A 24,067-nucleotide genomic window follows, 5' to 3' on the forward strand; every position below is an offset into this window, starting at 1 on the left:
AGGCCGTATCGCATGTTCAAGGTCAGGCGAAAAATTGGAATTTTGCTGCTTGTCTACGTCGTCGGTGTCAGTGGCTACATCTACTATCTTCACGCCCAGGCTCAACGCATTCTGACCGACAGCATCAACAACAAGCTGTTGCATGCGGCACTGGGTGGGGCAGCGATTCTCGGCGACCGCTACCACAATGATCTGGTCGACAGGCATTCGAAGTCCGAAGCGGAGGACCTGGATGCCATCCGCAAGCTTTCGCGTTTCAACGAGTCCATGGGCACCGCCTTCGTCTACACCGTGATCAAGCGGGGCGGTGAGGCCATTCTGGTCAGCTCCAGTGCTTCGGCCAAGGAAGTCCAGGAAAACAACTTCGTCCGCTTCTTCGATCCTTACCCCGATGCCAGCCAGACCCTGCTCGACAGCTTCGACCAGACGGGGCCGAGCTGGATCGACTACACCGATCACTGGGGCGACTTTCGTGCGGTCTTCGTGCCCATGAAGTCCCAGGACGGCACGCCCTATGTCGCCGGGGCGGAAATCACCCTGGCCGACTACTACCACGAGCTGAACCAGGACTCCCTGCACCACATCGTATTGGCCATCCTGGTTTTCCTGTCCTTCAGCCTGCTGTTTGTCATCGACGCGCTGCGCATGCGCACCCATCTGCGCCAGCTGCAGACCAACGAGCAGGTCCTGAAGCAGGCCAAGATCGCCGCCGAAGAAGCGGACCGGATGAAAAGCCAGTTCCTGGCGACCATGAGCCATGAGATCCGCACGCCCATGTACGGGGTGATCGGCGCGACCGACCTGCTCTGGGCAACGCCCCTGACTGCGCAGCAGAGCGATCTGCTGGGCACCATTCACACCAGCGGCAAGACGCTGCTGGCGCTGATCGACGACATTCTCGACCTGGCCAAGATCGAGTCGGGAAAACTCGATCTCAGGCCTCGCGTGTTCGAACTGCACAGCCTGGTCGCCTCGAGCGTCGAGATGGTCCGGCAGAACCTGCGTGACAAGCCGGTCACGCTTGAGGTCACGGTATTCCCGCAGGTGCCGAACCTGGTCAAGACCGATCCTGATCGCCTGCGCCAGATCCTGATCAATCTGCTGGGCAATGCGATCAAGTTCACCGAGACCGGAGAGGTGTCGCTGACGGTGTCGCTCGGCGACAGCGAGTCACCGCCGCGGCTGAACTTCTCCATTCGTGACACCGGCGTCGGTATTCCCGCAGAGCGGCATGGCAGCCTGTTCAAGCCGTTCACCCAGTTCGAGGGCGCGAACAATCAGCGTTTCACCGGTAGCGGCCTGGGGTTGTCGATCTGCAAGAACCTGATCGAGGCCCAGGGCGGCATCCTGTCGTTCAGCAGCCTGTTCGGCGTCGGTTCGACCTTTGCGTTTTCGTTGCCGATCGAGCCTTTCTCCGAACAGGAGATTCCGGTCGCCGGCGAGCACCCGGCACTGGAATTCGACGCCTCGTTCGCCAGGCACTATCCGCTGGACATCCTGCTGGTGGAGAACCACGAACTGAACCAGAAGGTTGCCACGGCGATGCTGCAGACCCTGGGGTACGAACCGGACCTGGCCTGCGATGGCCTCGAGGCGCTGGACAGGTGCCGGCGGGCCTTGCCGGCAGTGATCCTGATGGATATCAACATGCCGGGCATGGACGGCATGGAAGCCATCCGGCGGATCCGTGAATTGCCGTTGGGCGACAGGTGCTACATCGTCGCCTTCACTGCGAGTGCCTTTTCGAACGAAATCGAGCATTTCCGGGCCGCTGGCGCCAACGACATCCTGACCAAGCCGGCCAGCTTCCAGGGGTTCGCCGATGTCCTGCGCCGCTCGGCGGACCACCGGGCGCAGTTCGAGGTCAGCGCTCCGGTGGTCGAGGGGGCCTGAGCCGAAGGGCTCAGGGGGCGAATGCCATCACCGAGGCGGGGGAGCCGGAGCCATCCTTGAGCCGCAGCAGGCCGATCACCAGCGTGGTGCCCTTGGCCGGCAACTGGTCGAGGTTGGTCAGGCATTCCAGGATGATGCCGTTCTTGGCCAATACCAGGCTGTTGGTGGCGTACACCGTATCCTGGCCCGGGTCGGCGCCGTGGGTGTCGGTGCCGACTCCGGCGATGTGGCGTTCGTTGACCAGGAACGCCGCGGTGTCGCTGCCCAGCCCGGGGAAGTGCAGGCCACCCTTGTCGTCTGCGTTGAAGAAGCGCTTGGGGTCGTTCCAGTAGTTCTGCCAACCGGTATGGAGCAGCACCACGGAGTCCTTGGCGATGCGTCCATGCTTCTGTTCCCAGTTCCTGATGTCCTGGACGCTGATCACATAGTCGGGGTTGGCCTGGGCCTGGGAGCGCACATCGATCACCACCGCCGGGCGTACCAGCGACTCGGGTTTGTAGGCGTCGATCCCGACCCCGTCGGCGTGGAAACTGTTCGGCGCATTGATATGGGTGGCGCTGTGTTCGCCCATGCTGAAGCTGCGCAGGTAGTAGCCATCCTTTTCCTGGGTGGCCACCGTATTGAACACCACCGGAGGATCGTGGGGCCAGAGCGGGATGGTGGGGGCGATGACGTGGCTGAGGTCGATGACCTTGCGAAACTGGATACTCTGCATTCCCTTTGCTTCCTTCTCCCCTGCGAAACCCTGGGTGATGCCGGTTGCCAGCCATACGCTCAGCAGTCCGACAGACAGCCGCCTGAGTCTCGCCTTGTGTTGTCTTGATAGTTCCATGATGTTGCCTGCTCCTTCGGACATCCAGGGACTCCTGCCCTGGTTCCCGCCGAGTCTATCCATACTTCGCGTCGGGACGCCATGATGATCGGAGCGGGGTGTAAACCTCCCTCCACCAGTCGGGTGTGTCGTCGCCCTAGTGGGCTTGTGACGGTTCGTGTTGTCGACGATACGCCCCCGGCTGCACCCCGACCGCCTTGGTGAACGCCCGGGTGAACGCCGCGATCGACTGATAGCCGACCGCCGCGCAGACCTGCTCCACGGTGTGGTTGGCCTTGAGCAACTGACAGGCATGGCGCATGCGCAGCGCCAGCAGCACCTGGCCCGGCGATTGCCCGGCCAGTTCGTTGAAGCGCTTGAAGAACGCCGACCGCGACAGCCCGGTACAGGCCGCCATGCTTTCCAGGGACCAGTTCTGTGCGGGGCGTTCGATCAACTGTTCCAGCAACGGTGCAAAGCCCGGGTGCCGGGCCAGCGATACCAGGCCACCGAGGTCCTGGTTGTCGGCCACCTGCTGGCGCAGCACGTACAGGAACAGCAGGTGACTCAGGCGTTCCAGCAGGGCCGGGGAGGGCGCCGGCTGGCGTTGGCACTCCTCCAGGATCAGTTCGAACAGGGACCGCGCCGCGCTCGATGAGGGATCGCCGGCGCGCAGCACGATCCAGTCCGGCAGCCCGTCGATGATCAGGGACGACAGCCCCGAGCGGAAGTGAAAGAACCCGCAGACCAGGCCGACGCCATCCTGGGCTTCGCCGTCGAGTGCGGTCATGGCCATGCGCGGCAGCGCCCTGGCTTGCAGGCGGTCCTCGGCGCTGGACAGGCGGTAGTCCAGATCCTGCAGCAGGAATACCGCATCCCCGGCGTTCAGACGGACGCCGGCTTGCGCTCCATCAATATGCAGCCAGCAGTGTCCCTGCACTATCAGGTGGAAACTGGCCCGGGCCAGGCCATGGGTACTGGCGTGCCAGCCGCCGCAGTAGCGGCCTACGTGAAACAGGCTGGTGTCGAGTTCGAGGCTGTCTAATAACCAATCAACCAATGGGCTGGACGAAATCATCTAATGGAAACACTCAGGAGCAAGTAATCGCTACTTTTGAATATGGATCGAAATTCTTATAACCAACAGACTTGTCGGACACCCCACACAGCAGGAGTCCACTCCATGTCGCGCGTCACTCTACACACTCTGCAAAGCGCCCCTGAAGCGGCCAGGCCCTTTCTGGAAAACGCCCAGAAGAACTCCGGGTTCATTCCAAATCTGCTGGGCGTGCTCGCCAATGCCCCGGCGGCCCTGGAAACCTACGTTACGGTATCGGGGCTCAACGGCAAAGCCGAACTGAGCCTGGCCGAGCGCGAAGTGGTGCAATTGATCGCCGCCACCACCCACGGCTGCGATTTCTGCGTCGCCGGGCACACCGCGGTGGCACTGAACAAGGCCAAGCTGCCGGACGAAGTGGTCGGCGCCCTGCGTGGCCAGAGTGAATTGCCCGAGGCAAAACTCGAAGTACTGGCTACCTTTACCCGGGAAGTCATCGCCACCCGCGGCAATGTCAGCGAGCCGACCTTCAATGCCTTCAAGGAGGCCGGATACACAGAAGGTAACGCCCTGGAAGTGATTCTCGGCGTCAGCCTTGCGACACTCTGCAACTTCGCCAACGTGTTCGCCCGTACCCCGCTCAACCCGGAACTGGCCAAGTACCGCTGGCAAGCTGCGGGTCAATGATTCAACGGCGCCGGCGGTGACCCGGCGTCGCGCTCAAGGAGAAAATCACATGCTTGATCCGGCATTGAGCCAATGGCTGGATGAACACGCCCAGGCCCTGGACCTGGGACAGTGCGATCCGCAGGGGGTGTTGTCGCAATTGGCGGCAGCCGGCGTGCTGCGGGTGGGCGTCGATGAAGCGGCGGGCGGCAGCGGTGGCAATGTCACCGATGCCATCGAGACGCTGGCCCGCGTCGCCAGTCATTCCCTGGCGGCGGCCTTCGTGTTCTGGGGGCAGCGTGCCTTCATCGAATACCTGCTGCACAGTCCCAACACAGCCCTGCGCGAGCGCCTGTTGCCTAACCTGCTCAGCGGCGAGCTGGCCGGTGCGACCGGGTTGTCGAACGCCATGAAGTTCCTGTCGGGCATCGAGTCGCTGCAGGTGCGCGCCCAGGCCCAGGCCGATGGCTGGCAGCTCGATGGCCGTCTGCACTGGGTGACCAACCTGCGCAAGAGCGGTTTCGTCGTCGCGGCGGCGATCGAGGATGAGGAGGGCGGTGCACCCTTCGTCCTGGCGATTCCGGACAACCTGGCCGGCCTGCGGCGTTCCGAGGATCTGCAACTGATGGGGCTGCAATCGAGCAATACCGCGGCCATCGATCTGTGCCAGGTGAACGTCGGCAGCGAGTGGTTGCTGCACGCGGATGCCAAGCGTTTCCTGCCCGCCGTCAGGCCTGCGTTTCTCGGCCTGCAATGCGGCATGGCGATTGGCCTGAGCCGCCGGGCACTGAGTGAAGTCGAACAGCACCTGCAGGATGGGCGCTCGATCCTGCGCGAACCGCTGGTCGAGCAACGGCAGGTGCTGGAGCAGGCGGTGGAGGCATTGAAGTGCGGGCTGCTCGAGGGCCGTTTCCTGGCGCGTCCGGCTGACCTGTTCCAGATTCGCATCAGCCTCGCCGAAGTGGCCGCCCAGGCTGTGCAGCTGGAGTTGCAGGCCAGCGGCGGCAAGGCCTACCTGAGCGAGTTCGGCAGCGGTTTCGCCCGGCGCTGGCGGGAATCGGCATTCGTGCCGATCGTCACGCCGAGCCTGGTGCAACTGCGCACCGAACTGCAGCGTCAGGCGCGGGAAGCCGTGGCATGAGTGCGCTGCTGCTCGAAGCCCGGCAGATCAGTCTCGGCTATCCGCGGGAGCAGGGCTGGCAGGCGGTGCTGGAAGCTTTCGACCTGCACTTGAAACCGGGCGAGGTGGTGTCGATCCTGGGACCGAGCGGGGTCGGCAAGTCCAGCCTGCTGCGGGTGCTGGCCGGCTTGCAGGCGCCCCATGGCGGCCAGGTGAGTCTCCACGGCGAGCGCCTTGAGGGGCCGCATCCGCGCGTGGCGGTGGCCTTCCAGGATCCGAGCCTGCTGCCCTGGCTGAGCCTGGAGAAGAACGTCGCCTTCGGCCTGGACTTCGCCCGCCAACCGAAGTTGAGCGCGCAGCAACGCCAGGCCCGGATCGATGCCGCGATCAGTGAAGTCGGCTTGCAGCATGCCCGCGAGCATTACCCGGCGCAGCTCTCTGGCGGCATGGCCCAGCGCACGGCGCTGGCCCGCTGCCTGGCCCGTCAGCCGCAGGTGCTGTTGCTGGACGAGCCGTTCGGCGCCCTCGACGAAGTCACCCGCGCGGACATGCAGCAATTGCTGTTGCGGGTGATTGCCGAACATCACACGGCCGCGGTGCTCATCACCCATGACATCGATGAAGCCCTGCTGCTGTCCGATCGTATCCTGCTACTGGGGAACAGCCCGGCGCGGACGCTCGGTGAATGGCGTATCGACCTGCCGCAACCGCGTGCCGAACTGGTCGACGAACTGGGTGCCCTGCGCATCGAGATTCTCAAAACCCTTCGGCGGGCAAGCCGCAACCCTCTCAATTCAACACAGCCCGAACCGTCGGAGATGGATCATGTGCCTGGACGACTTCACCCACACTCGTCGTGACTTCCTCAAACTCAGCGCCCTGCTGACGGCCGGCGGCGCCTTGCCGCTGCTCAACAGCCGGCAGGCTCGTGCGGCCTCGGAACCGGATGCGCCGGTACGCATCGGCTACCTGCCGATCACCGACGCCACGCCGCTGCTGGTGGCCCATAACAACGGCCTGTTCGAGGCCGAGGGCATCAAGGCCGAACGGCCGGTGCTGCTGCGCAGTTGGGCGCAGGTGATCGAGGCGTTCATTTCCGGCCAGGTCAACGTGATCCACCTGCTCTCGCCGATGACCGTCTGGGCCCGCTATGGCAGCAAGGTGCCGGCCAAGGTGGTGGCCTGGAACCATGTCGGCGGCTCGGGCCTGACCGTGGCCCCCGGCATCACCGAGATCAGGCAGTTGGGCGGGCAATCGGTGGCGATCCCGTTCTGGTACTCGATCCACAACGTGGTGGTACAGCAACTGTTCCGCGACAATGGCCTGCAACCGGTGAGCAAGCCGGCCAACAGCGCGCTGGCGGCCAACGAGGTCAACCTGGTGGTGTTGCCGCCGTCGGACATGCCGCCGGCGCTGGCCAGCCAGCGCATCGCCGGCTACATCGTCGCCGAGCCGTTCAATGCCCTGGCCGAGGAACTCAAGGTCGGTCGGGTCCAGCGCTTCACCGGCGACGTCTGGCGCAACCACGCCTGTTGCGTGGTGTTCATGCACGAGCAGGACCTGAACACTCGCCCCGAGTGGTCGCAGAAGGTGGTCAACGCCATCGTCAAGGCGCAGTTGTGGACGCGCGACAACCGCGCCGAGGCGGCCAGGCTGCTGTCCAAGGAGGGCAGCAACCGCTACACGCCCCATACCCCGCAGGTGCTCGGCCGGGTGCTGACGCCGAATGCCGCCGACCGCGACGCCTACCTCGCCAGCGGCGCGATCCGCCATGGCAACTGGGACGAGCAGCGCATCGACTTCCAGCCTTATCCGTTCCCCAGCTACACCGAGGAACTGGTCCGGCGCCTGAAGGACACCCTGATCGAAGGCGACAAGGGCTTCCTCGCCAACCTCGATCCGGCGCAGACCGCCCGCGACCTGGTGGACGACCGCTTCGTGCGCAACAGCATCGCGGCGGTGGGTGGGCTCAAGGCGTTCGGCCTGCCGGACAACTTCGAGCGTAGCGAGGAGTTCAGCATCTGATGGGCAAGCCGTTGTGGAACTGGCTGCTGGGCATTGCCGGGCTGCTGAGCCTGCTGCTGGCCTGGTGGCTCGGCGTGCATCTGTTCGGCAGCGCCGAAGGGCTGTCGGCCCGCTTCTCGCCACAGGCGACCCTGGCCAGCCTGGTCGAACTGCTCGGTCGTGCCGAGCTCTACGAGCACATCCTGGTCAGCCTCAAGCGGATCCTGGTCGGCCTGGCGCTGGCCCTGCTGATCGGCGTGCCCCTGGGCCTGCTGATCGGCAGCTACCGTCATCTGGAGGCGGCGACCACGCCGGCCTTCCAGTTCCTGCGGATGATCTCGCCGCTGTCGTGGATGCCGGTGGTGGTGATGCTGATGGGGGTGGGTGACCAGCCGATCTACTTCCTGCTGGCCTTCGCCGCGGTCTGGCCGATCATGCTCAACACTGCGGCCGGCGTACGCCAGCTCGACCCGCGCTGGTTGCAGTTGAGCCGCAGCCTCAGCGCCACCCGCTGGGAAACCCTGCGCAAGGTGATCCTGCCGGGTGTGCTCGGCCATGTGCTGACCGGCGTGCGGTTGTCCATCGGCATTCTCTGGATCGTGCTGGTGCCGTGCGAAATGCTCGGTGTCAGCGCCGGCCTGGGTTATTTCATTCTCGACACCCGTGACCGCCTGGCCTACTCGGAACTGATGGCGATGGTGCTGCTGATCGGTGTGCTCGGCTTTGCCCTGGATGCCCTGGCGAGAGGGCTGCATCGACGCTAGTGGCCTGTGTGGCTAATTCGCCTGCTCAACTCCGAGCCCATGGCTTCGCCAGGCAGCGTTGCCATTCCTCGCCGTAGCCCTGCTACGACTCGTCATGGCGCCTTGCCTGGCAAACCTGGGCCCGAATTTGAGTATTCGAATTAACCGTACAGGCCACTAGGCACACGCCTGACGCTTTACAACTTGCTCAAATTTTTCTGTCGTCGAGGGTGCTAGGGTGCCTGTCTGGAAAATGGTAGGGACCCTTTGCCCATGAATGACTCGCTGAACATCAACAAGGCCAACTGGAACGACCGCGCACCGGTGCATGCGCGCTCCGCAGAGTATGGCCTGCATCGTTTTCTCGCCGATCCGCGGCACCTCTCCGACGTGGTGCGCTTCGACCTGCCCCTGCTTGGCGATATCGCCGGGCTGCGGGGCGTTCACCTGCAGTGCCATATCGGTACCGACACCCTGTCGCTGTCGCGGCTCGGCGCGTCGATGACCGGGCTGGATTTCTCGCCCGCCGCGCTGCTCGAGGCCCGTGCGTTGGCGCGCGGCTGCGGGGCCGAGCTGGAATTTGTCGAGGCCGACGTCCATGCCGCGGCCGAGGTGCTGCCGCGCGAGTCCTTCGACCTGGTCTACACCGGCATCGGCGCACTCTGCTGGTTGCCGCGCATCCAGCCATGGGCGCGGACGGTGGCGGCGCTGCTCAAGCCGGGCGGTCGGTTGTTCATCCGCGAGGGGCATCCGATGCTCTGGTCGCTCAACGAGGCGCATCAGGATGGCTTGCGGGTGGAATACCCGTATTTCGAGCATGAGCAGCCGTTGGTCTTCAGCAGCGAGCAGACCTACGTGGCCAGCGATTCACCGTTGACCGCCACTGTCACTCACACCTGGAACCATGGCCTGGGCGAGATCGTCGGTGCGCTGCTGGACGAGGGGATGACGATCACCGGCCTGGTGGAGCACCAGAGCATTCCCTGGGACGCACTGCCGGGGCAGATGGTGCACTCGGCGCAGGACGACGAGTGGCGGCTGGCACAAGCGCCCGAACGCCTGCCGTTGAGCTACACATTGCAGGCGGTCAAGCGCGGCTGATGCGTCTGGGCGTCGGCTTGCTGGCGATAGCGGTGTCCCAGGCGGGGAAGTGTTTTCTGCCCGATCGCCATCGCCAGCCACCCGGCGTTGGCCGGCCTCAGAGATGCAGCCAGGCCATCGAGCCCAGCACCACGCTGGCACCCGCCGCGGTATAGGACAGGCGCTTGAGCCATTCCCGACGGGTCAGCAGGGTGATCGCCGCCAGCGAAATGGCGATCTGGATGGCGGTCATCGCCTGTGCCCAGCGGTGATGCTGGTGCAGCAGTTCCTCCGAGCGGGCATCCCATTCGCGGCTCTGGGCTTCCAGCCCTTCGGCCTTCTGGCGTACCGCTTCCTTCTCCTTTTTGTAACGCTCGGCCTCGGCGGTGTAGTGCCCGGCATCCAGGCCCGGAATATGGCTGGCCATTTCCGAGAGGTTCTGGCGGCTGGATTTGGCCTGGTAGTAGTTCCACTGGTTGGCGGCCTCGGTCTTGATGATGGCCGCATTGTTCTTGTCCATCGCCGCTTCACTTTCCGTGGAGCCGGCCTGGTAGCTGAGCATGGCGCCGATGGTGGCCATGACCGCGGTCATCACCGCGATCCGGCTGGCGAAACCGTCGCCTCGGGCGTGCGCATGTTCGGTGGTGTGTTCGACGTGTTTTTCGTGAGGGCTGGGGACTTCGAAGGCTTCGCTCATAAACGCAGGTCTTGGGGTAGAAAGGAAGGCTGCTGTAGATCGGTGTCAGCGGCTTAGTCGCGCAGCATGCTCTCGCCGTACTCGCTGAAGCTGCTGCCCAGGTTGCGGTTCATCGAGCCATTGTCCTGGCTCAGGCGGGCGCTGCTGTTGTAGTGCTGCTGGCAGCTCAGGGTCGAGCAGGCGCTGTTGTAGTGGGTGCTCATGTCCGATGAGCAGGCGCCCAGCAGCAGGCTGCCCAGCACCAGCGTGGCCTTGACGAGACTGGATTTCATAAGCGATTCCCCTGGCTGACATATTTTGTAATGGTTGCTCGGGGCATTTTACGCCTTTGTCGCGGTGCGCTACATGAAACTTTCCGGACTCAGGTAGCGTTCCGCGCTCAGGCTGTAGAGCAGGCTGTGGGGTTGGCCGGGAACGTCGTCGAGTTCGCCATCGACGGTCATTCGGGCTCGTTCCAGGGTGCGGCGCGAGGGCAGGTTGTCCGGGCGTACCAGGCCGATGACTTCGTTGCGTGCCAGGCGCCTGAACGCCAGGTCGAGGGCCGCCTCGACCATCTCGCTGGCGTAGCCCTTGCCCCAAGCCTCCACCGCGAAGCGAAAGTACAGGTTCAAGCCACTGCGCGAACCGAACACGGCGTCCTGCAGCCCGCCGAATCCCAGCACCTTTTCCGGCCGTTCCCGGTCACAGACGGCCCAATAGCCAAAGCCCTTGTTCTTCCAGTGTTCGATCCAGTTGAACAGGTGGCTGCCGGTCGTTTCCAGGGAGGAGGGCCCGTTGGGGTTGTAGCGGTTGGTCTGCGGATCGCCATGGATGGCCTGGGCGACCTTGAGGTCGTCCGCCCGAACCGGACGCAGCAGCAGGCGATGGGTGTGGATCACGGGAACCGATGGGGTGATCGACATGTCAGGCCCTGCGTGCCATCAGCAGCACCGACGCCGCGCCCGAGAGCAGTACCGCGCAGCCACGATTGAACAGGCGCTTGCCCCGGGGTTCGGCGAACCAGCGGCGCATGTGGATGCCCATGTAGGCGTAGGCGCTGATGGCGACCCATTCCAGGACCAGGAACATGGCGCCCAGTACCGCGAACTGTTGGGAGATGCCTTGGGAGGCGTCGACGAATTGTGGCAGGAAGGCGGTAAATATGAGGATCGCCTTGGGATTGCCCGCCGCCACCAGGAACTCCTGGCGGGCGAGTGCGGGCAGATTGGCCCGGGTTTGCTGCGTCTCGGCCTCGGCTTGCGGATTGGCGCGCCAGAGCTGGATGGCGAGGTAGATCAGATAGGCGGCGCCGAGGATCTTGATTCCATGGAACAGCAGTTCCGAGGTCTGCAGCACCACCGCCAGGCCCGCCGCCGCCAGGGCGATCATGCCGGCGAAGGCCAGCAGGCGCCCCAGGCCCGCCAGGCAGGAGGTCCGGAAGCCGTAACGGGTCGAATTGCTGACCGACAGCAGATTGTTCGGGCCGGGTGCCATGTTCAGGGCGAAACACGCCGGGATGAAGAGAAGCAGGGTCGACAGGGTCATGGCACGCTCCGGCAGGAAACAGGGAAAGCTCGACAGTAACCCCGGGCATCAGGCTGACGCCAGTCTGCCGAGGCCCTTGCATGGCTGTACTGGAAACTTGTTGCCCAGGTGTACTGTTCATGCACAGCCCACCTGGGCCAGTTACCCCTCTACAACGGTTTCACCGGAATGCATATGTCACAGTCGAGTGTGCCGGCCACCGGGTCGTAGTGCGCGTCTTTCGCAAAGCGTTCGAAGGGCGCGCCCCCGGCGAACTGCATGCCGCTACGCGGCAGCCAGTCGCGGCACAGCTCGGTCCAGGCATCCGGGATGTCGCGGACATGGCCACTGAAGCGACTCACGGCATAGCGTCCCCCCGGCAGCGTGGTCACCGTGGCTTCGCCGTTGCCGGTAAAGTCGTTCGGTACCTGCACGCAGGCGTCGTAGCGGCATTTGTGCGGCGGGGTGATCTGCGGATCATCGTGGCCGATGCCGAAACGCACCTCGCCCATCAGCCCGTTGCGCTCCATCCAGGGCGCGAAGGTCTCGCGCCAGAATGTGCCGATACCGGGGCCGTAGGGGCCGGTGTAACGCATGTAGGCGATACGGGTCGGGGGGATGTCTTCAAGCGTGACGTCCATCGTCATGTCCTCCAGGGTTTGGGAGCGCCCATGGTCGGACAGGATCCTTGCGCATTCCTGATCAGGATTGCGAAATGACTGCAGGCGTCGCTCGCGGACTTCGTTCAGGCGCTGTTCCCAGCGGGCGGGTTCCTGGCGGCGCCAGGCACTGGGGGTGACCTGGAAATGGTGCTTGAACGCCCGGCTGAAGGCCTCGCCGGAGCCGAAGCCGACCTGCAGGGCGATTTCCAGCACCGTGGCTTCGGGACGTTCGGCCAGCAGCAGGGCGGCGCAGCCGAGCCGCCGGCGGCGCAGGTAGTCGCCCAGGGTTTCCCCGACCCAGGCACTGAACAGGCGATGGAAGTGGAAGGGCGAGAAGTGGGCGATGGCCGCCAGCTCGGCCAATTCCAGCGGCTGGTCCAGGTGGTGGTCGATGTGTTCCAGCACCCGGTTCATCCGGCGTGTGTATTCCAGCAGGCTCTGATAGGCGACGCTCATGGGCCTTTGACTCCCTCCGGTGGATAGGTCGGGGCGAATGCCAGGGAAAATGGAACAGCCATAGTAAACGCTGGCTGTCGGCCCGCCAGGGGAGTTTTCTTCAATACGTGATACCGGCGGCTGGGTACGGTGCTGCTCACCTTCAATCGAGAGAGACCTATCCGATGAGCGTTCTGCTTTCCATGGCCGCCTTTGCGCTGGCTTCGTCCATTACCCCTGGCCCGGTCAATATCGTCGCCCTGAGTGCCGGGGCGCAGTTCGGCCTGCGTGCCAGCCTGCGCCATGTGACCGGCGCCACCGTGGGCTTCACCTTGCTGCTGGTGCTGATCGGCCTGGGGCTGCATGAATTGTTGCTGCGGGTGCCGGCGCTGACGCGAGGCATCCAGCTCGGCGGTGTGGCGTTTCTCCTGTACATGGCCTGGAAGCTGGCCATGGATGACGGGTCGCTCGATGCCGGCCAGGCCGGCAAGCGCCCGACCCTGACCCTCGGCGCGGTGATGCAGTGGCTCAACCCCAAGGCCTGGCTGGCCTGCGTCGCCGGCATGGGCGCGTTTGCCGCCGAGGGTGATACGCGGGTGGTGCTGGAGTTCGCGCTGATCTACTTCGTGATCTGCTACGGCTCGATCGCCTGCTGGGCCTTCGCCGGCACCTTTCTGCGCCGCTACCTGGAAAATCCCCGGGGCGTGCGCCTGTTCAATCGGCTGATGGCCTTGCTGCTGGCGCTCAGTGCCGCCTACCTGTTGCTGCCCTGACTCCGCTCAGCCGCGATACTGGCCGGGCGTCGCGGCCAGGTGCTGCTTGAAGGCCCGCTGGAAGTGCGCCTGGTCGGCGAAGCCGGCCTCCAGTGCGACGTCGGCGATCAGCCGTCCGCGCCGCAGTTGATTGCGCGCGTACTGGATGCGCCGGTTGACCAGGAAGGCGTGGGGCGTCATGCCGTAATACTGCTTGAAGGCCCGGGTCAGGTAGGAGGCCGAGAGCTGCGCGGCCTGGCAGATGTCCTCCAGCTTCAGCGCCTCGGTGCAGTGCTTGTGGATGTAGGCCGCGGCCCGCTCCAGCTTCTGGTTGACCTCGCGGACCGGCATCGGCGCCGGGTTCAAGCGGTGCTGCAGCAGGGTGAAGAACTCGACGATCGCGCACTGCTTTTCCAAGTGGGCGAGGTCTTCGTCCACCATTTGTTCGTAGAGTACATTCAGGCCCTGGTACAACTGCGGGTCGCGGCTGTGGGTGGCCGAGAACGGGCGAAAGTCCAGGTCCGGGCTGAACCCCTGTTCGTGTTGCAGCGCGGTCAGCCAGGGTGTCTCGACATAGAACATGCGATAGGCCCAGGGCTGGTCGTCGATGGGGTTGCAGGCGTGCACCTCGCCGGGGTTCATCAGCACCACGGTGCCGGCCTCGACCTGCCACTGCTGCTGTTCGTTGATGTAGGTGCTGCGGCCGTGGGTGATCGCGCCGATGGAGAAGTGCTCGTGGGAGTGCCGGGAATAGCAGACCTTGCGGCCATCCTGGATCGACCGCGCCTCGATGAACGGCAGCGCCGCATCACGCCAGAAATACGGGGCCTTGTCGTCCTGGTGGGTGGTGGTCGATCTGCTCATGGTCGGTTCCAGTGTCTCGGGCGTTCGAATCATGGACATGCTCCTACAGTAGCGCCGGTCTTTCCAGTGCCTGCCACGCGCTGGCATTGCCGGCGTCGCTACGGGCCAGCCAGAGTTCGCCATGGCGCTCCAGTGGCTCGGCGGGCCATTGCAGCACGGTCTGCAGGTCGATTTTCACCCGGTGGCCGGGGTCCGAGCCATCGCGCAGGTCCCAGTCGGTTTCATAGTGGCGCAGGTGCAGGGTGTCGCCGCTGAAATCGATGAACTGCGGCCGGTTGCCCAGCCAGTCCGGGGCGATGCGCAGGGTGTGGGCCTCGACATCGAGCAGCAGGAGTTTCCAGGCGCGCCGGCTGTACTCGAAATCCGGATGTTCCAGATAGAGCCGGGTCAGCGCCAGGTAACGGCCCCTGGGGGACCAGATCATCGACGGGGCGAGATCGGACAGGGCGCAGCCGGAGGCGGTCAGCAGGTGGCCGCCCAGGCGTGCGATCTGGCCGCGCAGCAGGTCATCGCCATATTCGGTGGAACTGCCGAACAGCCAGGCGGCGTCCAGGCCGGTCGGCGCAGGCTGGATGAACTCGCCTTCGGCGGTGGCGAGCTGTGGCTGGTTGACCACGCGCCAGGCCGGTAACACCTCAAGGCCGTCGTTGCCGAGCTGGAGCTGGCGCATTTCGTAGTACACCCGCGAGTCCTCGCGATAACGGCAGAACCCGCCGGCTTCGGACGCCGCCGGCGCCGGTTCGGTGAAACGCCGCAGGGGTGTGCCGGAGTCATCCCGTGGCAGGCGGCCGACGACCACGGCGACGCTGAGCAGCGGGCCGCGAAAATCCACCAGTGCGGCGACCAGCAGGGGCGGGCTGTTGATCAGCCGCCGGTTGCCGGGATCGGCCACCACTACCCGATCCGGCAACGCCTCGGCCTCGGTGAAGGGGATCAGCGCCAGGTATCGACCGTCGTCGCTGAGCCGATGTTCCAGCCGCCAGAGCCCGGGCAGTTCCCAGTCGGCCAGTTGGCAGCGGTAACCGCCGACCCCATCCTGGTTGTCGCGGGCCCAGATGAAACGGGCGCGGCTGCCGCCCGGCAGGGGGGCGGACTCGATCTGCACCGAGCAGGCCTGCCCATCGCCTTCCAGTGGCAGGGCCAGCAGCACCCGAGCGCGGTTCCAGGCGGCATCCCGCTCACGACCGAGCGGATCGTGGCCGACGAGGATTTCCGAGTCGCTGTGAATCTCGTGCAACTGGTAGCCGAAGCGGCCGTTGTCGGGCTGGTTCAGTGGCAGGTAGCTGTCCAGTCGGACGAACTGTGCATCCAGCGCCACCGGCTCGCTCCAGTAGCCGGAAGGGCTGCGGTCGTTGGCACTCCAGGGCGTACGCAAGGCGCGCCAGCCCTGGCCACGCTGCCACAGCCAGAGGCCACGGGCCGGCGTGTCAGGCTCCCCGGCGACAGTGGCGACGCAGACCAGCCGCTGGCTGTCGTGGCTCCACACCGGCGCCGTGTCTGCCTTGACCAGCAGTGGCGTCGCTTCCCCATCCAGGCTCAGGCGGTAATCCGGGTGCAACAGGGCGCCGAGCGGCCGTTCCAGTTGTCGCAGGCTGTCCGGCAGGCTGAGCTGGCCTTCCAGCAGGTGCCGACCGTCCGGGGAGCGCTGTTCGATCTGCTGGCGGGCCAGGTTCTGCTGCCAATGACCGGGCTCGAGCCAGAGGTCGCCGACGGGCAACAGGTCCACCCGCTGTGCCGTCTTGAGCAGGGCCGGCAGGTCGACCTGTTCGCTGCTGTTATCCACCAGCGGGCTGTGGCGCCCGGCAAGCCCCTGTTCGTTGAAGGTGTCCAGCTCCCAGAAGCGTTCGTCGTTGCAGCGGTAGAGCTGCCGTTGGCTACGGTCGAGAATCACCAGGCCCCAGCTCTGGCGCGACGGCACCGGTGCGGCGAAATAGCGGCCATCGCTGGAAAAGCGCGCCGAGGAGCCCAGCCCTTCGAGCAGCACGCCATCGGGAAACAGGTAGTCGCAGGTGACCGGTCCGCCCATGGCGATTTCGCCGTGGTTGAACACCCGGATCGGTTCGCCCTCGGGCGTCCGGTCGGGTTCCTGGCCGCCCCAGGCGCTTCGGCTACGGGGGCTGGATGCGCCGGGCGGCACCAGCCCGAGTCGGCGTTCCCAACTGGCGACACAGGCCAGCCCGGGGAAAATGGCCAGGCAGGCCGCGGCGATGTCCCAGTAGTCGGGCAGGGCGCGCCCGAGGCTGAAACCCAGGCCGAACACCGCCGAGATCATCAGTCGGGCGGCACCCCGTCCGCCGGCCAGCCAGCCGAGCCTGGCGCACAGCCACATGCCGGCGGCCGCGACCAGGACCACGGCGCCGGCCAGCAGCGGTGGCAGGGTGGTCACCAGGAAAATCGGTACCCCCAGCACCAGCAGTTGCCAGATCAGCTCCAGCAGCAGGCGACCGATGCTCTTGGGAGGGTTGCTTTCGTCATGGGCGGCGCTCACGGGGACATCCTGTGCAGTGATGGCGGAGGGCGAGTATGACCTGTCGTGCGGGCGGCGCCCATGCCTGGGCCCGGTGTTGTGCGGCCGGTCACAGGACGCATGGGCGGTCGGGGGGCGGGCAACGGGGCGACCGAAGAACATTGGCGGATTTACGCGGTCAATAGCGTGGTGGCGGTTCATTTATTGTCTACGCTTGCATGATCGCAAGCCTGGGATGTCTGTGATGTTAGCGCCGAAAAAACCTGCCAATGAAACGGCCCGCGTGGAAAAACTGCGCTCGCTGAATATTCTCGATACTCCGCCCGAAGAGCGTTTCGACCGCCTGACCCGCCTGGCCAAGCGCCTGTTCGATGTGCCCATCGCGCTGGTCAGCCTGGTGGACGAGAACCGACAGTGGTTCAAGTCCTGCGTCGGGCTGACGGCCACTGAGACGCCGCGGGATCTTTCCTTTTGTGGTCATGCGATTCTCGGTGATCAGGTGCTGATGATCCCGAACGCGGAGAGCGACGAGCGGTTCCATGACAACCCGATGGTCACCGGTGCCCCCGGCATCCGTTTCTATGCCGGTTGCCCGCTGACGGTGGGAGAGGGCAACAAGCTCGGTACCTTGTGCCTGATCGATACCAAGCCTCGGACCCTGAATGACGAGGAACGCTCGCTGCTGCGCGATCTGGCGCAGATGGCCGAGCAGGAGCTGGTGGCGGTACAGATGGCGACCATGGACGAGTTGACCCTGTTGTCCAACCGTCGTGGTTTCGAGGCCCTGGCCAGCCAGGGGCTGGGCGTGTGCAAGCGCATGGGCAAGCCGGCTTCGCTGCTGTTCTTCGACCTCAACGACTTCAAGCAGATCAACGATGTGTACGGCCATGCCGAGGGCGACCTGGCGCTGAAGAACTTCGCCGATGTGCTGCGCATCGTGTTTCGCGAGAGCGACGTGATCGGCCGGCTGGGGGGCGATGAGTTCGTGGTGCTGCTGACCGGCTCCGATCATGTGCAGGTCGAGATGATCATGGCGCGGCTGCGCCACACCCTGGGCGAGCGCAATTCAGGGCAGAAGCGGGGTTATGACATTCGTTTCAGCGTGGGGCAGATCGAATATGACCCGCATCGCCATGACTCGATCGCAGATCTGCTGGCGGACGCCGACAAGGCCATGTACGCGCATAAACAGGCACTCAAACGCCAACGCGGCTGAGCGCGGCCCGGAAAACCGGGCCGGTTCCTCAGGCGTTACTTTGCGGCCTGTTCGCCCGCCTGGCGGCCCTTCAGGTTCTTGTCGGCCTTGTAGCGCAGGGCCACGTCCGGCACGCTGCCGCCCTTGCCGGTTTCGACCCAGTTGCGGATCCGGCTGGCGTCGGCGAAGTGGGTGTACTTGCCGAACGCATCGAGGATCACCAGGGCGACCGGGCGATTGCCCATCTCGGTGACCAGCACCAGGCAGTGGCCGGCCTGGTTGGTGAAACCGGTCTTGGTGATCTTGATGTTCCAGCTGTCCTTGTTGACCAGATGGTCGGTGTTGCGAAAGCCCAGGGTGTAGTTGGGCTTGCGGAACGCCACGGTCTTTTCCTTGGTGGTACTCAGCTCGCTCAGCATCGGGTAGTGACGGGCGGCCATCAGCAGCTTGCTGAGGTCGCGGGCGGTGGAGACGTTGTGGATCGACAGCCCGGTCGGTTCGACATAGTGGGTGTTGATCATGCCCAGGGACTTGGCCTTGGCGTTCATCGCCGCGATGAACGCCGCGTAGCCGCCCGGATAGTGGTGTGCCAGGCTGGCGGCTGCACGGTTCTCGGACGACATCAGGGCGATCAGCATCATTTCCTTGCGCGGCAGTTCGCTACCGAGCTTGACCCGGGAGAACACACCTTTCATTTCCGGGGTATCGCTGATGTTCACCGAGATGTACTGGTCCATCGGCAACTTGGCGTCGAGCACCACCATGGCGGTCATCAGCTTGGTCACCGAGGCGATCGGCACCACCACGTCGGGGTTGCTGGAGTACAGGGTCTTGTTGGTCTGCAGATCGATCAGCAGGGCGCTGCCGGAGGCGACTTGCAGGTGGCTGGTATCGCGAGGGGCCTGGGTGGTTTCACGCGCCTCGACGACAGGGGTGGCAACGGTGCCGGCCAGAACGAAAAAAAGGCCGAGGATGGAATGACGAATGTTCACGCGGATGGACTCGCTAAAAATGGATAAACCGTTGGCAACGGGCTTTTCTTGAAAAAGCGTTACGTTTGATGAATATAGCCCGGAAAGTTGCCACAGCGCTGCAGATAGTGGGCGTAACTGACACAAAATTTAATCTTGTGCCGATCGCACTTCCGCTGCCTGTTCGAACTTTCCGATGGTTGTCCGATCCCTGGCTGGATTCAGTCACTGCAATGGCTGCCCGGAGAACCCGGAAGACGTGCCTTGGCTGTTGGCGATGGACCCTCGAGTCCGTACTGGCCATAAGACATATGGTAGCGTAGAGAGACCACTCGTTGTATCGGTCCAAGGCCTTTATTTCGCAGGTTTCAGCGATTTTTCCAAAATATTTTCCAGCGGCTTCGCCGGTGGCTTCTGTCAAGTTCGCAATACGCTGGAAAACCCTGGGAAATCAATGGCTGTCTAGGGTTTTCCCTGAGTTGCGACGGGGTGTTCGTGTATCGGAATTGATATGTAATGGTGTCCGATGCGAACTGCGATTAGCATCGGCGCCATTATCGCAGTGAGTGCTTTCTGGACTTGGAGTTGGGTCATGCCAAAGCTTTCTTTGAGCAGGGACTACCTGCCCATGGTGGTATGGGCGGGAATCGTCGCGGTACTGCTGCTGGGGTTCGCGTTCTTTCCGAAATCGGCCGACTGGTATGGCTGGATTCAGGCCGTGGGGCTGATTGTCGGGTTGATGGTGGCGATTGCGGTGCCGGCGATCCAGCGCAAGCAGGCGTTCCAGGCCGAGCGTCAGCGCCTGCGCGAGCGTGAAGTGGGGTATGCCCGGCGTCTGCATTATTTCGGCCTGGAACTGCTCGAACTGCTGGGGCGCGTCACCGCCAGCCTGACGCACCTGCGGGCTTCCGACCGGCATCGCTACCAGCGCAACCTCGAGGATTTTCTGCATCGCCTGTTCGAGTCCCACAAGCAGGACCTGAATGACGATCGGATTCTGATCGTTCACGAACTGCGCAAGGTCGCCAACGTGCTGATCGACGAGCTGGAAAGCGGGCGTTCGGACCGGGCGGTGATGATCGAGCTGGACAAGCGCCTGCAGAAACTGGGGCATCGTACCCAGCTCAACAGTGTCCAGGCCGAACGCAGCTGAATACCGGCAAAAAAAAGCCCGCAACACAGTGCGGGCAAGGGGTTGTGCGGAGCAACGCACGTTTCGGGAAGTCGGTGGGCGGTCAGGCGCCGAGGGCCTGCAGGTCCAGGCGTTCGGACAGGGCCTTGGCCGCTGGCAGGGACGTGAAGGGGCCGCTGATCTGTACGCCATCGCGAACCAGGTACCAGCAGGCGAGCAGGCCCAGTTCCCTGAGCGAGGCGGGAACGGCGCTACCGATAACGGACATGATCTGAACCTTGGGCATAAGTACCTCCATCAATCTATGGAGCTACCTTACGGTCATGACGGTTCCAGGAAAAATCACCGTGCTCGATAGTGGACATCGACGAAATCGAGCCCTGGTCCATTATCGTTTGGCTGTCGCAGGTCGGCTGGTGCCGGATCAGTCGACCACCTGATCCAGCATGTGAATCACTTCCTGTTCATTCAACAGCCCCTTGCGGACCAGGTTCTCGGCCAGCAACGAGAGAAACTTGGCCGTGCGATGGCCTTCGAGCTGCTTGAGTTCGGTAAGGGCGCTGTAGACCTTGCTGGAGGTGCAGAGCCCGGCGATGCGATGCGGATTTTGCGTAGGCATGGTTCGTCCTTGTTCTTATAAGGGGAGGCCCTCGACGATAGATCGATCTTGCAGCCGGGCGGTGGCACCCATATGACAGCCGTGTGAAGGGCTGGTCGAGGCGACGACCGGCAGTCCTATCATGCGCCATTGGTGTACGAATGCTGTCTTGCCTGCGACCTTTACCTCTGAAATCCAGACGGAACGTGTGGCCCCGCGGATTTTTCCTCCCCCCGGAACGACCCAGGCCCCGTCTTGCGAGCGGGGCCTGGATTTCTGCCGGGTGGTTACCAGCGAGGGCCGTAACCGTAATGGGGGTGGCCGTAGTAGACCGGGCGACCGTAGTAGCCGCCGCCACCGTAGACCACCACGGGAGGAGGCGGTGGTGGTGCGACGTAGACAGGTGCGGGTTGCACATAGACCGGGGCCTGCTGGACATACACCGGTGCCGGTTGTGCGTACACAGGCTGCTGGACGTAGACAGGACGGGGGCTCGACACCACCGAGCTGACAATGGCTCCGCCGATCACGCCGCCCAACAAGGCAGGACCCACCCAGCCGCCGCCACCGTGGGCGGAGGCCTGGCCTGCGACAGCGAGTGCACCAACGAGCAAGGCTATCTTGGGAATGGTACGCATCATGATGATTCCTCAGGTTCCAACCCCAGCGCTTGTGGTCTGCAATAGACTCAAGAACTGTCGCGGGGATACTTCTATGACAGCGGGTGCCTGAAAATCTTCGACGCCGCTGGGTAAATTTTGTGTAAGGTTCCGGGCGGTGCTTCTTTACAGTCCCGTGATGCCTGCGCCAGAGCCTTGCAAACATTCCCTATGATCAGCGAAAACCGGTGCGGGTGGCTAATCCCGTTTATCCGAAAGTACCCCTCAGGAGATGAAACATGCAGATGAACCCGAACAAAGACACCCAACTGTGCATGTCGTTATCTGGGCGTCCCGGTAATTTCGGCCTGCGCTTTCATAACCATCTCTACGAACAACTGGGCCTGAACTTCTACTACAAGGCCTTCAGCAGCCAGGACCTGCCGGGGGCCGTCGGCGGCATCCGCGCCCTGGGCATTCGCGGCTGTGGCGTGTCGATGCCGTTCAAGGAGGCCTGCATCGCCCTGGTCGACGAACTGGATGCTTCGGCGGCGGCGATCCAGTCGATCAACACCATCGTCAACACGGCGGGTCACCTCAAGGCCTACAACACCGATTACATTGCGATTGCCCAGTTGCTCGAGACCCATGCGGTACCCAGGGACACGACTTTCGCCTTGCGCGGCAGCGGCGGCATGGCCAAGGCCGTGGCTTCGGCACTGCGCGATGGCGGTTATCGCAACGGCGTGATCGTGGCCCGCAACGAAACCGCCGGCAAGGCGCTGGCGGCAATCTGCGGCTATGAGTGGCAGGCCGAACTGGGGGCGCGGCGTCCGCAGATGCTGGTCAACGTCACGCCGGTGGGTATGGACGGTGGCCCGGAGGCCGGGCAACTGGCATTCGAGCCGGATGCGGTGGATGCAGCCGAGACGGTGTTCGACGTCGTGGCGATCCCTTCGGAGACGCCCTTGATCGTGCGTGGGCGGGAGCAGGGCAAGCGGGTCATCACCGGCCTGGAAGTGATCGCGATCCAGGCGCTGGAGCAGTTCGTGCTGTACACCGGCGTACGGCCGACCGAGGAGCAGTTCCAGAAAGCGGTGGCGTTCGCCCGAGCGTAGGCTCTGGGTTCCCCGTGACTGCGTCAGGCTTGTGGGCCCATTCGCGGATAAATCCGGCTCCCACGGTTTTGCAGTGCCCACAAGATTCATGACAGCCGCTGAACCTTGTGGGAGCCGGATTCATCCGCGAAGAGGCCCCAAGCCCGCCTCGCAACTCCGGAATCCTATTCCTGTTCCAACCGCGCCAGCCGTTCTTCCAGGGCCGCGATGCGCGCCTCCAGTTCCTCGATTCGTTCTGCCGACACCGCGCCACCGGCCCCACGTTCAGGGGCCTGCTGGCGAGCAGCGATGATCGCCTCGATATCCGCCGGGTCGCCCAGGGCGTGGGTGTAGCGGTCCTCGCGTTGGCCGGCCTGGCGCGGAATCAGCAGCGCCAGCCCGCGGGCGATCAGGCGTTCGAGCTGGTGCAGCACCTGCTCGGTGTCCTCGAAGTCATGCATGCGGCCACTGCGGGTCAGCAGCTCGTTGACGGTTTGCGGCCCCCGCAGGAACAGCAGCCCGATCAACACCACCTGGGCCGGCACCAGTTCCAGCACCTTGTCGACCCGCTGTTCCCAGCGATCGGCCCGGCTGCCCATCACCAGCCGCGCGAAACCCCGACCCTCGAGCGCCCGCAGGCTCTGGCCGACCTGCCCCTGGCTGAGGTTCATCACCGGTTCGCGGCTGGTTTTCTGGTTGCAGGCGAGCACCAGGGCGTTGAGGGTCAGCGGATAGGTTTCCGGGCTGGTGGCCTGCTTTTCGATCAGGGAGCCCAGGATGCGGATTTCCGCGCTGTTCAATCGGGGTTGTTCGACGGAAGTCTCTGGCTCGGTGCTCATGGCGCGGTTCCCTATGCATTGGAAGGCGACTAGCCTAGGTCTTCCCCCGACAAAAAGACAAGCGGCAATGCGACCGCCTCTGGCTATAATCGGCCGGCTGTACTCCTGCCATTTTCATTGTGAGAAACCCATGACCATTTCCCTGTACGCCGCTTCCATCCCGGTTTTCAAGCAAATGCTCAACGCCCTGAGCGACGTCCTGAACAAGGCCGAGGCTCACGCAACGGCCAAGGGCATCGACCCGAGCGTATTCGTGCAGGCCCGCCTGGCCCCGGACATGTTCCCACTGGTGCGCCAGGTGCAGATCGCCGTCGATTTCGCCAAGGGCGTGTCCTCGCGCCTGGCGCAGATCGAAGTGCCCTCCTACCCGGACAGCGAAACCACCTTCGCCGAGTTGCAGGCACTGATCAGCAAGACCCTGGCGCACCTGGACAGCATCGACGCGGCGCAGGTCGACGGCAAGGAAGGCATCGAGATCGTGACCCGTCCGGGCACGCCGAAAGAGAAGCGCTTCAGTGGCCAGTCGTACCTGCTGAGCTATGGCCTGCCGCAGTTCTTCTTCCACGTGACCACCGCCTACGCGATCCTGCGTCACAATGGCGTGGAAATCGGCAAGCGCGACTACATGGGCGCGTTCTGATCGGCCTGCCTGGCGGGTAGACCGCTTTCGCGGATGAACCGGACCGCCGGCTCCCACAATGACCGCGCCGAACGCAAATCCTCTGTACACCGCCAAACTGTGGGAGCAGGATTTATCCGCGAAAACGGTAACGAGGTCTTGCTGAAAAGACGCGTCGCATTCTTCGCGGATAAACCGGGGCGCCGAACCGCCGGCTCCCACAAGGTATCGCGGTGACCACAAATCTTGTGAACGCCGCCTAT

The 24,067-nt window shown here is 64.0% G+C and carries 26 protein-coding genes; 12 read left to right on the forward strand and 14 right to left on the reverse strand.

Annotated features, from left to right (window positions below; translation table 11 throughout):
• Positions 1–12 precede the first annotated feature (12 nt).
• Positions 13–1,893 (forward strand): ATP-binding protein, encoded by a 1,881-nt coding sequence (locus tag ACM62G_RS22580; protein ID WP_054058092.1) that lies wholly within the window; start codon positions 13–15, stop codon positions 1,891–1,893.
• Between the two features lie 10 nt (positions 1,894–1,903).
• Here the strand turns inward: ACM62G_RS22580 and ACM62G_RS22585 are convergent, their stop codons facing one another.
• Positions 1,904–2,608 carry a cyclase family protein gene (locus ACM62G_RS22585; protein WP_054058091.1) on the reverse strand — a complete coding sequence of 235 codons (705 nt, stop codon included), beginning with the start codon at positions 2,606–2,608 and terminating at the stop codon, positions 1,904–1,906.
• A gap of 253 nt (positions 2,609–2,861) precedes the next feature.
• Positions 2,862–3,782 (reverse strand): AraC family transcriptional regulator, encoded by a 921-nt coding sequence (locus ACM62G_RS22590; protein ID WP_054064452.1) that lies wholly within the window; start codon positions 3,780–3,782, stop codon positions 2,862–2,864.
• A 105-nt stretch (positions 3,783–3,887) separates the two neighbouring features.
• Between ACM62G_RS22590 and ACM62G_RS22595 the strand changes: the two genes are divergently transcribed.
• The 6 genes from ACM62G_RS22595 to ACM62G_RS22620 all read left to right on the forward strand — a co-directional run bounded on the left by ACM62G_RS22595 (position 3,888) and on the right by ACM62G_RS22620 (position 9,395).
• The gene (locus tag ACM62G_RS22595) at positions 3,888–4,448 is read left to right on the forward strand and encodes a carboxymuconolactone decarboxylase family protein (RefSeq protein ID WP_054059896.1); all 561 of its coding nucleotides are present in this window, start codon (positions 3,888–3,890) and stop codon (positions 4,446–4,448) included.
• A 49-nt stretch (positions 4,449–4,497) separates the two neighbouring features.
• Positions 4,498–5,568, forward strand: coding sequence for an acyl-CoA dehydrogenase family protein (locus tag ACM62G_RS22600; RefSeq protein WP_054064453.1), 1,071 nt, complete (start codon positions 4,498–4,500; stop codon positions 5,566–5,568).
• Positions 5,565–6,407: an ABC transporter ATP-binding protein gene (locus tag ACM62G_RS22605; protein ID WP_054059898.1), complete on the forward strand. Its 843-nt coding sequence runs from the start codon at positions 5,565–5,567 to the stop codon at positions 6,405–6,407. The genes ACM62G_RS22600 and ACM62G_RS22605 overlap by 4 nt, the downstream gene beginning before the upstream one ends.
• Positions 6,373–7,572, forward strand: a complete 1,200-nt coding sequence (locus tag ACM62G_RS22610; RefSeq protein WP_419735577.1) for an ABC transporter substrate-binding protein — start codon at positions 6,373–6,375, stop codon at positions 7,570–7,572. The genes ACM62G_RS22605 and ACM62G_RS22610 overlap by 35 nt, the downstream gene beginning before the upstream one ends.
• Positions 7,572–8,315 carry an ABC transporter permease gene (locus ACM62G_RS22615; RefSeq protein ID WP_419735578.1) on the forward strand — a complete coding sequence of 248 codons (744 nt, stop codon included), beginning with the start codon at positions 7,572–7,574 and terminating at the stop codon, positions 8,313–8,315. The genes ACM62G_RS22610 and ACM62G_RS22615 overlap by 1 nt, the downstream gene beginning before the upstream one ends.
• 252 nt (positions 8,316–8,567) lie before the next feature.
• Positions 8,568–9,395 carry a class I SAM-dependent methyltransferase gene (locus ACM62G_RS22620; RefSeq protein ID WP_419735579.1) on the forward strand — a complete coding sequence of 276 codons (828 nt, stop codon included), beginning with the start codon at positions 8,568–8,570 and terminating at the stop codon, positions 9,393–9,395.
• Positions 9,396–9,492: 97 nt separating this feature from the next.
• Here the strand turns inward: ACM62G_RS22620 and ACM62G_RS22625 are convergent, their stop codons facing one another.
• The 5 genes from ACM62G_RS22625 to ACM62G_RS22645 form a co-directional block, all read right to left on the reverse strand.
• Positions 9,493–10,071 (reverse strand): DUF4337 domain-containing protein, encoded by a 579-nt coding sequence (locus ACM62G_RS22625; protein ID WP_419735580.1) that lies wholly within the window; start codon positions 10,069–10,071, stop codon positions 9,493–9,495.
• A 53-nt stretch (positions 10,072–10,124) separates the two neighbouring features.
• Positions 10,125–10,343 (reverse strand): hypothetical protein, encoded by a 219-nt coding sequence (locus tag ACM62G_RS22630; RefSeq protein WP_419735581.1) that lies wholly within the window; start codon positions 10,341–10,343, stop codon positions 10,125–10,127.
• 69 nt (positions 10,344–10,412) lie between these two features.
• Complete coding sequence (locus ACM62G_RS22635) at positions 10,413–10,973, reverse strand: GNAT family N-acetyltransferase (protein WP_419735582.1); 561 nt, start codon at positions 10,971–10,973, stop codon at positions 10,413–10,415.
• Between the two features lies 1 nt (position 10,974).
• Positions 10,975–11,595, reverse strand: coding sequence for a LysE family translocator (locus ACM62G_RS22640; protein WP_419735583.1), 621 nt, complete (start codon positions 11,593–11,595; stop codon positions 10,975–10,977).
• 149 nt (positions 11,596–11,744) lie between these two features.
• A complete protein-coding gene (locus tag ACM62G_RS22645) occupies positions 11,745–12,692 on the reverse strand; it encodes an AraC family transcriptional regulator (RefSeq protein ID WP_419735584.1) in 948 nt (315 codons plus the stop codon).
• Between the two features lie 164 nt (positions 12,693–12,856).
• On the opposite strand from ACM62G_RS22645, the gene ACM62G_RS22650 reads away from it, so the two are divergent.
• The gene (locus tag ACM62G_RS22650; RefSeq protein WP_419735585.1) at positions 12,857–13,444 is read left to right on the forward strand and encodes a LysE family translocator; all 588 of its coding nucleotides are present in this window, start codon (positions 12,857–12,859) and stop codon (positions 13,442–13,444) included.
• Positions 13,445–13,450: 6 nt separating this feature from the next.
• On the opposite strand, the gene ACM62G_RS22655 is transcribed toward ACM62G_RS22650, so the two are convergent.
• Complete coding sequence (locus tag ACM62G_RS22655) at positions 13,451–14,287, reverse strand: AraC family transcriptional regulator (RefSeq protein WP_419735586.1); 837 nt, start codon at positions 14,285–14,287, stop codon at positions 13,451–13,453.
• 43 nt (positions 14,288–14,330) lie between these two features.
• Positions 14,331–16,775 carry a hypothetical protein gene (locus ACM62G_RS22660; protein WP_419735587.1) on the reverse strand — a complete coding sequence of 815 codons (2,445 nt, stop codon included), beginning with the start codon at positions 16,773–16,775 and terminating at the stop codon, positions 14,331–14,333.
• Between the two features lie 223 nt (positions 16,776–16,998).
• On the opposite strand from ACM62G_RS22660, the gene ACM62G_RS22665 reads away from it, so the two are divergent.
• On the forward strand, positions 16,999–17,970 hold the full coding sequence (locus ACM62G_RS22665; RefSeq protein ID WP_419735588.1) for a diguanylate cyclase: 972 nt from the start codon (positions 16,999–17,001) through the stop codon (positions 17,968–17,970).
• Positions 17,971–18,005: 35 nt separating this feature from the next.
• Here ACM62G_RS22665 and pbpG read toward each other — a convergent pair whose 3' ends face one another.
• On the reverse strand, positions 18,006–18,941 hold the full coding sequence (pbpG, locus tag ACM62G_RS22670) for a D-alanyl-D-alanine endopeptidase (protein WP_054058769.1): 936 nt from the start codon (positions 18,939–18,941) through the stop codon (positions 18,006–18,008).
• Positions 18,942–19,512: 571 nt separating this feature from the next.
• Between pbpG and ACM62G_RS22675 the strand changes: the two genes are divergently transcribed.
• Complete coding sequence (locus tag ACM62G_RS22675; protein ID WP_419735589.1) at positions 19,513–20,073, forward strand: hypothetical protein; 561 nt, start codon at positions 19,513–19,515, stop codon at positions 20,071–20,073.
• A gap of 82 nt (positions 20,074–20,155) precedes the next feature.
• Here the strand turns inward: ACM62G_RS22675 and ACM62G_RS22680 are convergent, their stop codons facing one another.
• From ACM62G_RS22680 to ACM62G_RS22690, 3 genes are all read right to left on the reverse strand, one after another.
• Entirely contained in the window at positions 20,156–20,338 is a 183-nt protein-coding gene (locus ACM62G_RS22680) for a hypothetical protein (RefSeq protein ID WP_419735590.1), read from the reverse strand.
• Between the two features lie 138 nt (positions 20,339–20,476).
• Positions 20,477–20,671 carry a hypothetical protein gene (locus ACM62G_RS22685; RefSeq protein ID WP_054058772.1) on the reverse strand — a complete coding sequence of 65 codons (195 nt, stop codon included), beginning with the start codon at positions 20,669–20,671 and terminating at the stop codon, positions 20,477–20,479.
• A 266-nt stretch (positions 20,672–20,937) separates the two neighbouring features.
• The gene (locus ACM62G_RS22690; protein ID WP_419735591.1) at positions 20,938–21,291 is read right to left on the reverse strand and encodes a hypothetical protein; all 354 of its coding nucleotides are present in this window, start codon (positions 21,289–21,291) and stop codon (positions 20,938–20,940) included.
• A gap of 257 nt (positions 21,292–21,548) precedes the next feature.
• Here ACM62G_RS22690 and ACM62G_RS22695 point away from each other — a divergent pair, with 257 nt between their 5' ends.
• Complete coding sequence (locus tag ACM62G_RS22695; RefSeq protein ID WP_419735592.1) at positions 21,549–22,367, forward strand: shikimate 5-dehydrogenase; 819 nt, start codon at positions 21,549–21,551, stop codon at positions 22,365–22,367.
• A gap of 164 nt (positions 22,368–22,531) precedes the next feature.
• On the opposite strand, the gene ACM62G_RS22700 is transcribed toward ACM62G_RS22695, so the two are convergent.
• Entirely contained in the window at positions 22,532–23,185 is a 654-nt protein-coding gene (locus ACM62G_RS22700; protein ID WP_419735593.1) for a YceH family protein, read from the reverse strand.
• Between the two features lie 130 nt (positions 23,186–23,315).
• Between ACM62G_RS22700 and ACM62G_RS22705 the strand changes: the two genes are divergently transcribed.
• Positions 23,316–23,825, forward strand: coding sequence for a DUF1993 domain-containing protein (locus tag ACM62G_RS22705; RefSeq protein WP_054058775.1), 510 nt, complete (start codon positions 23,316–23,318; stop codon positions 23,823–23,825).
• Positions 23,826–24,067 lie beyond the last annotated feature (242 nt).

Source organism: Pseudomonas sp. COR18, from assembly GCF_048568395.1.
Classification (GTDB): domain Bacteria; phylum Pseudomonadota; class Gammaproteobacteria; order Pseudomonadales; family Pseudomonadaceae; genus Aquipseudomonas; species Aquipseudomonas fuscovaginae_B.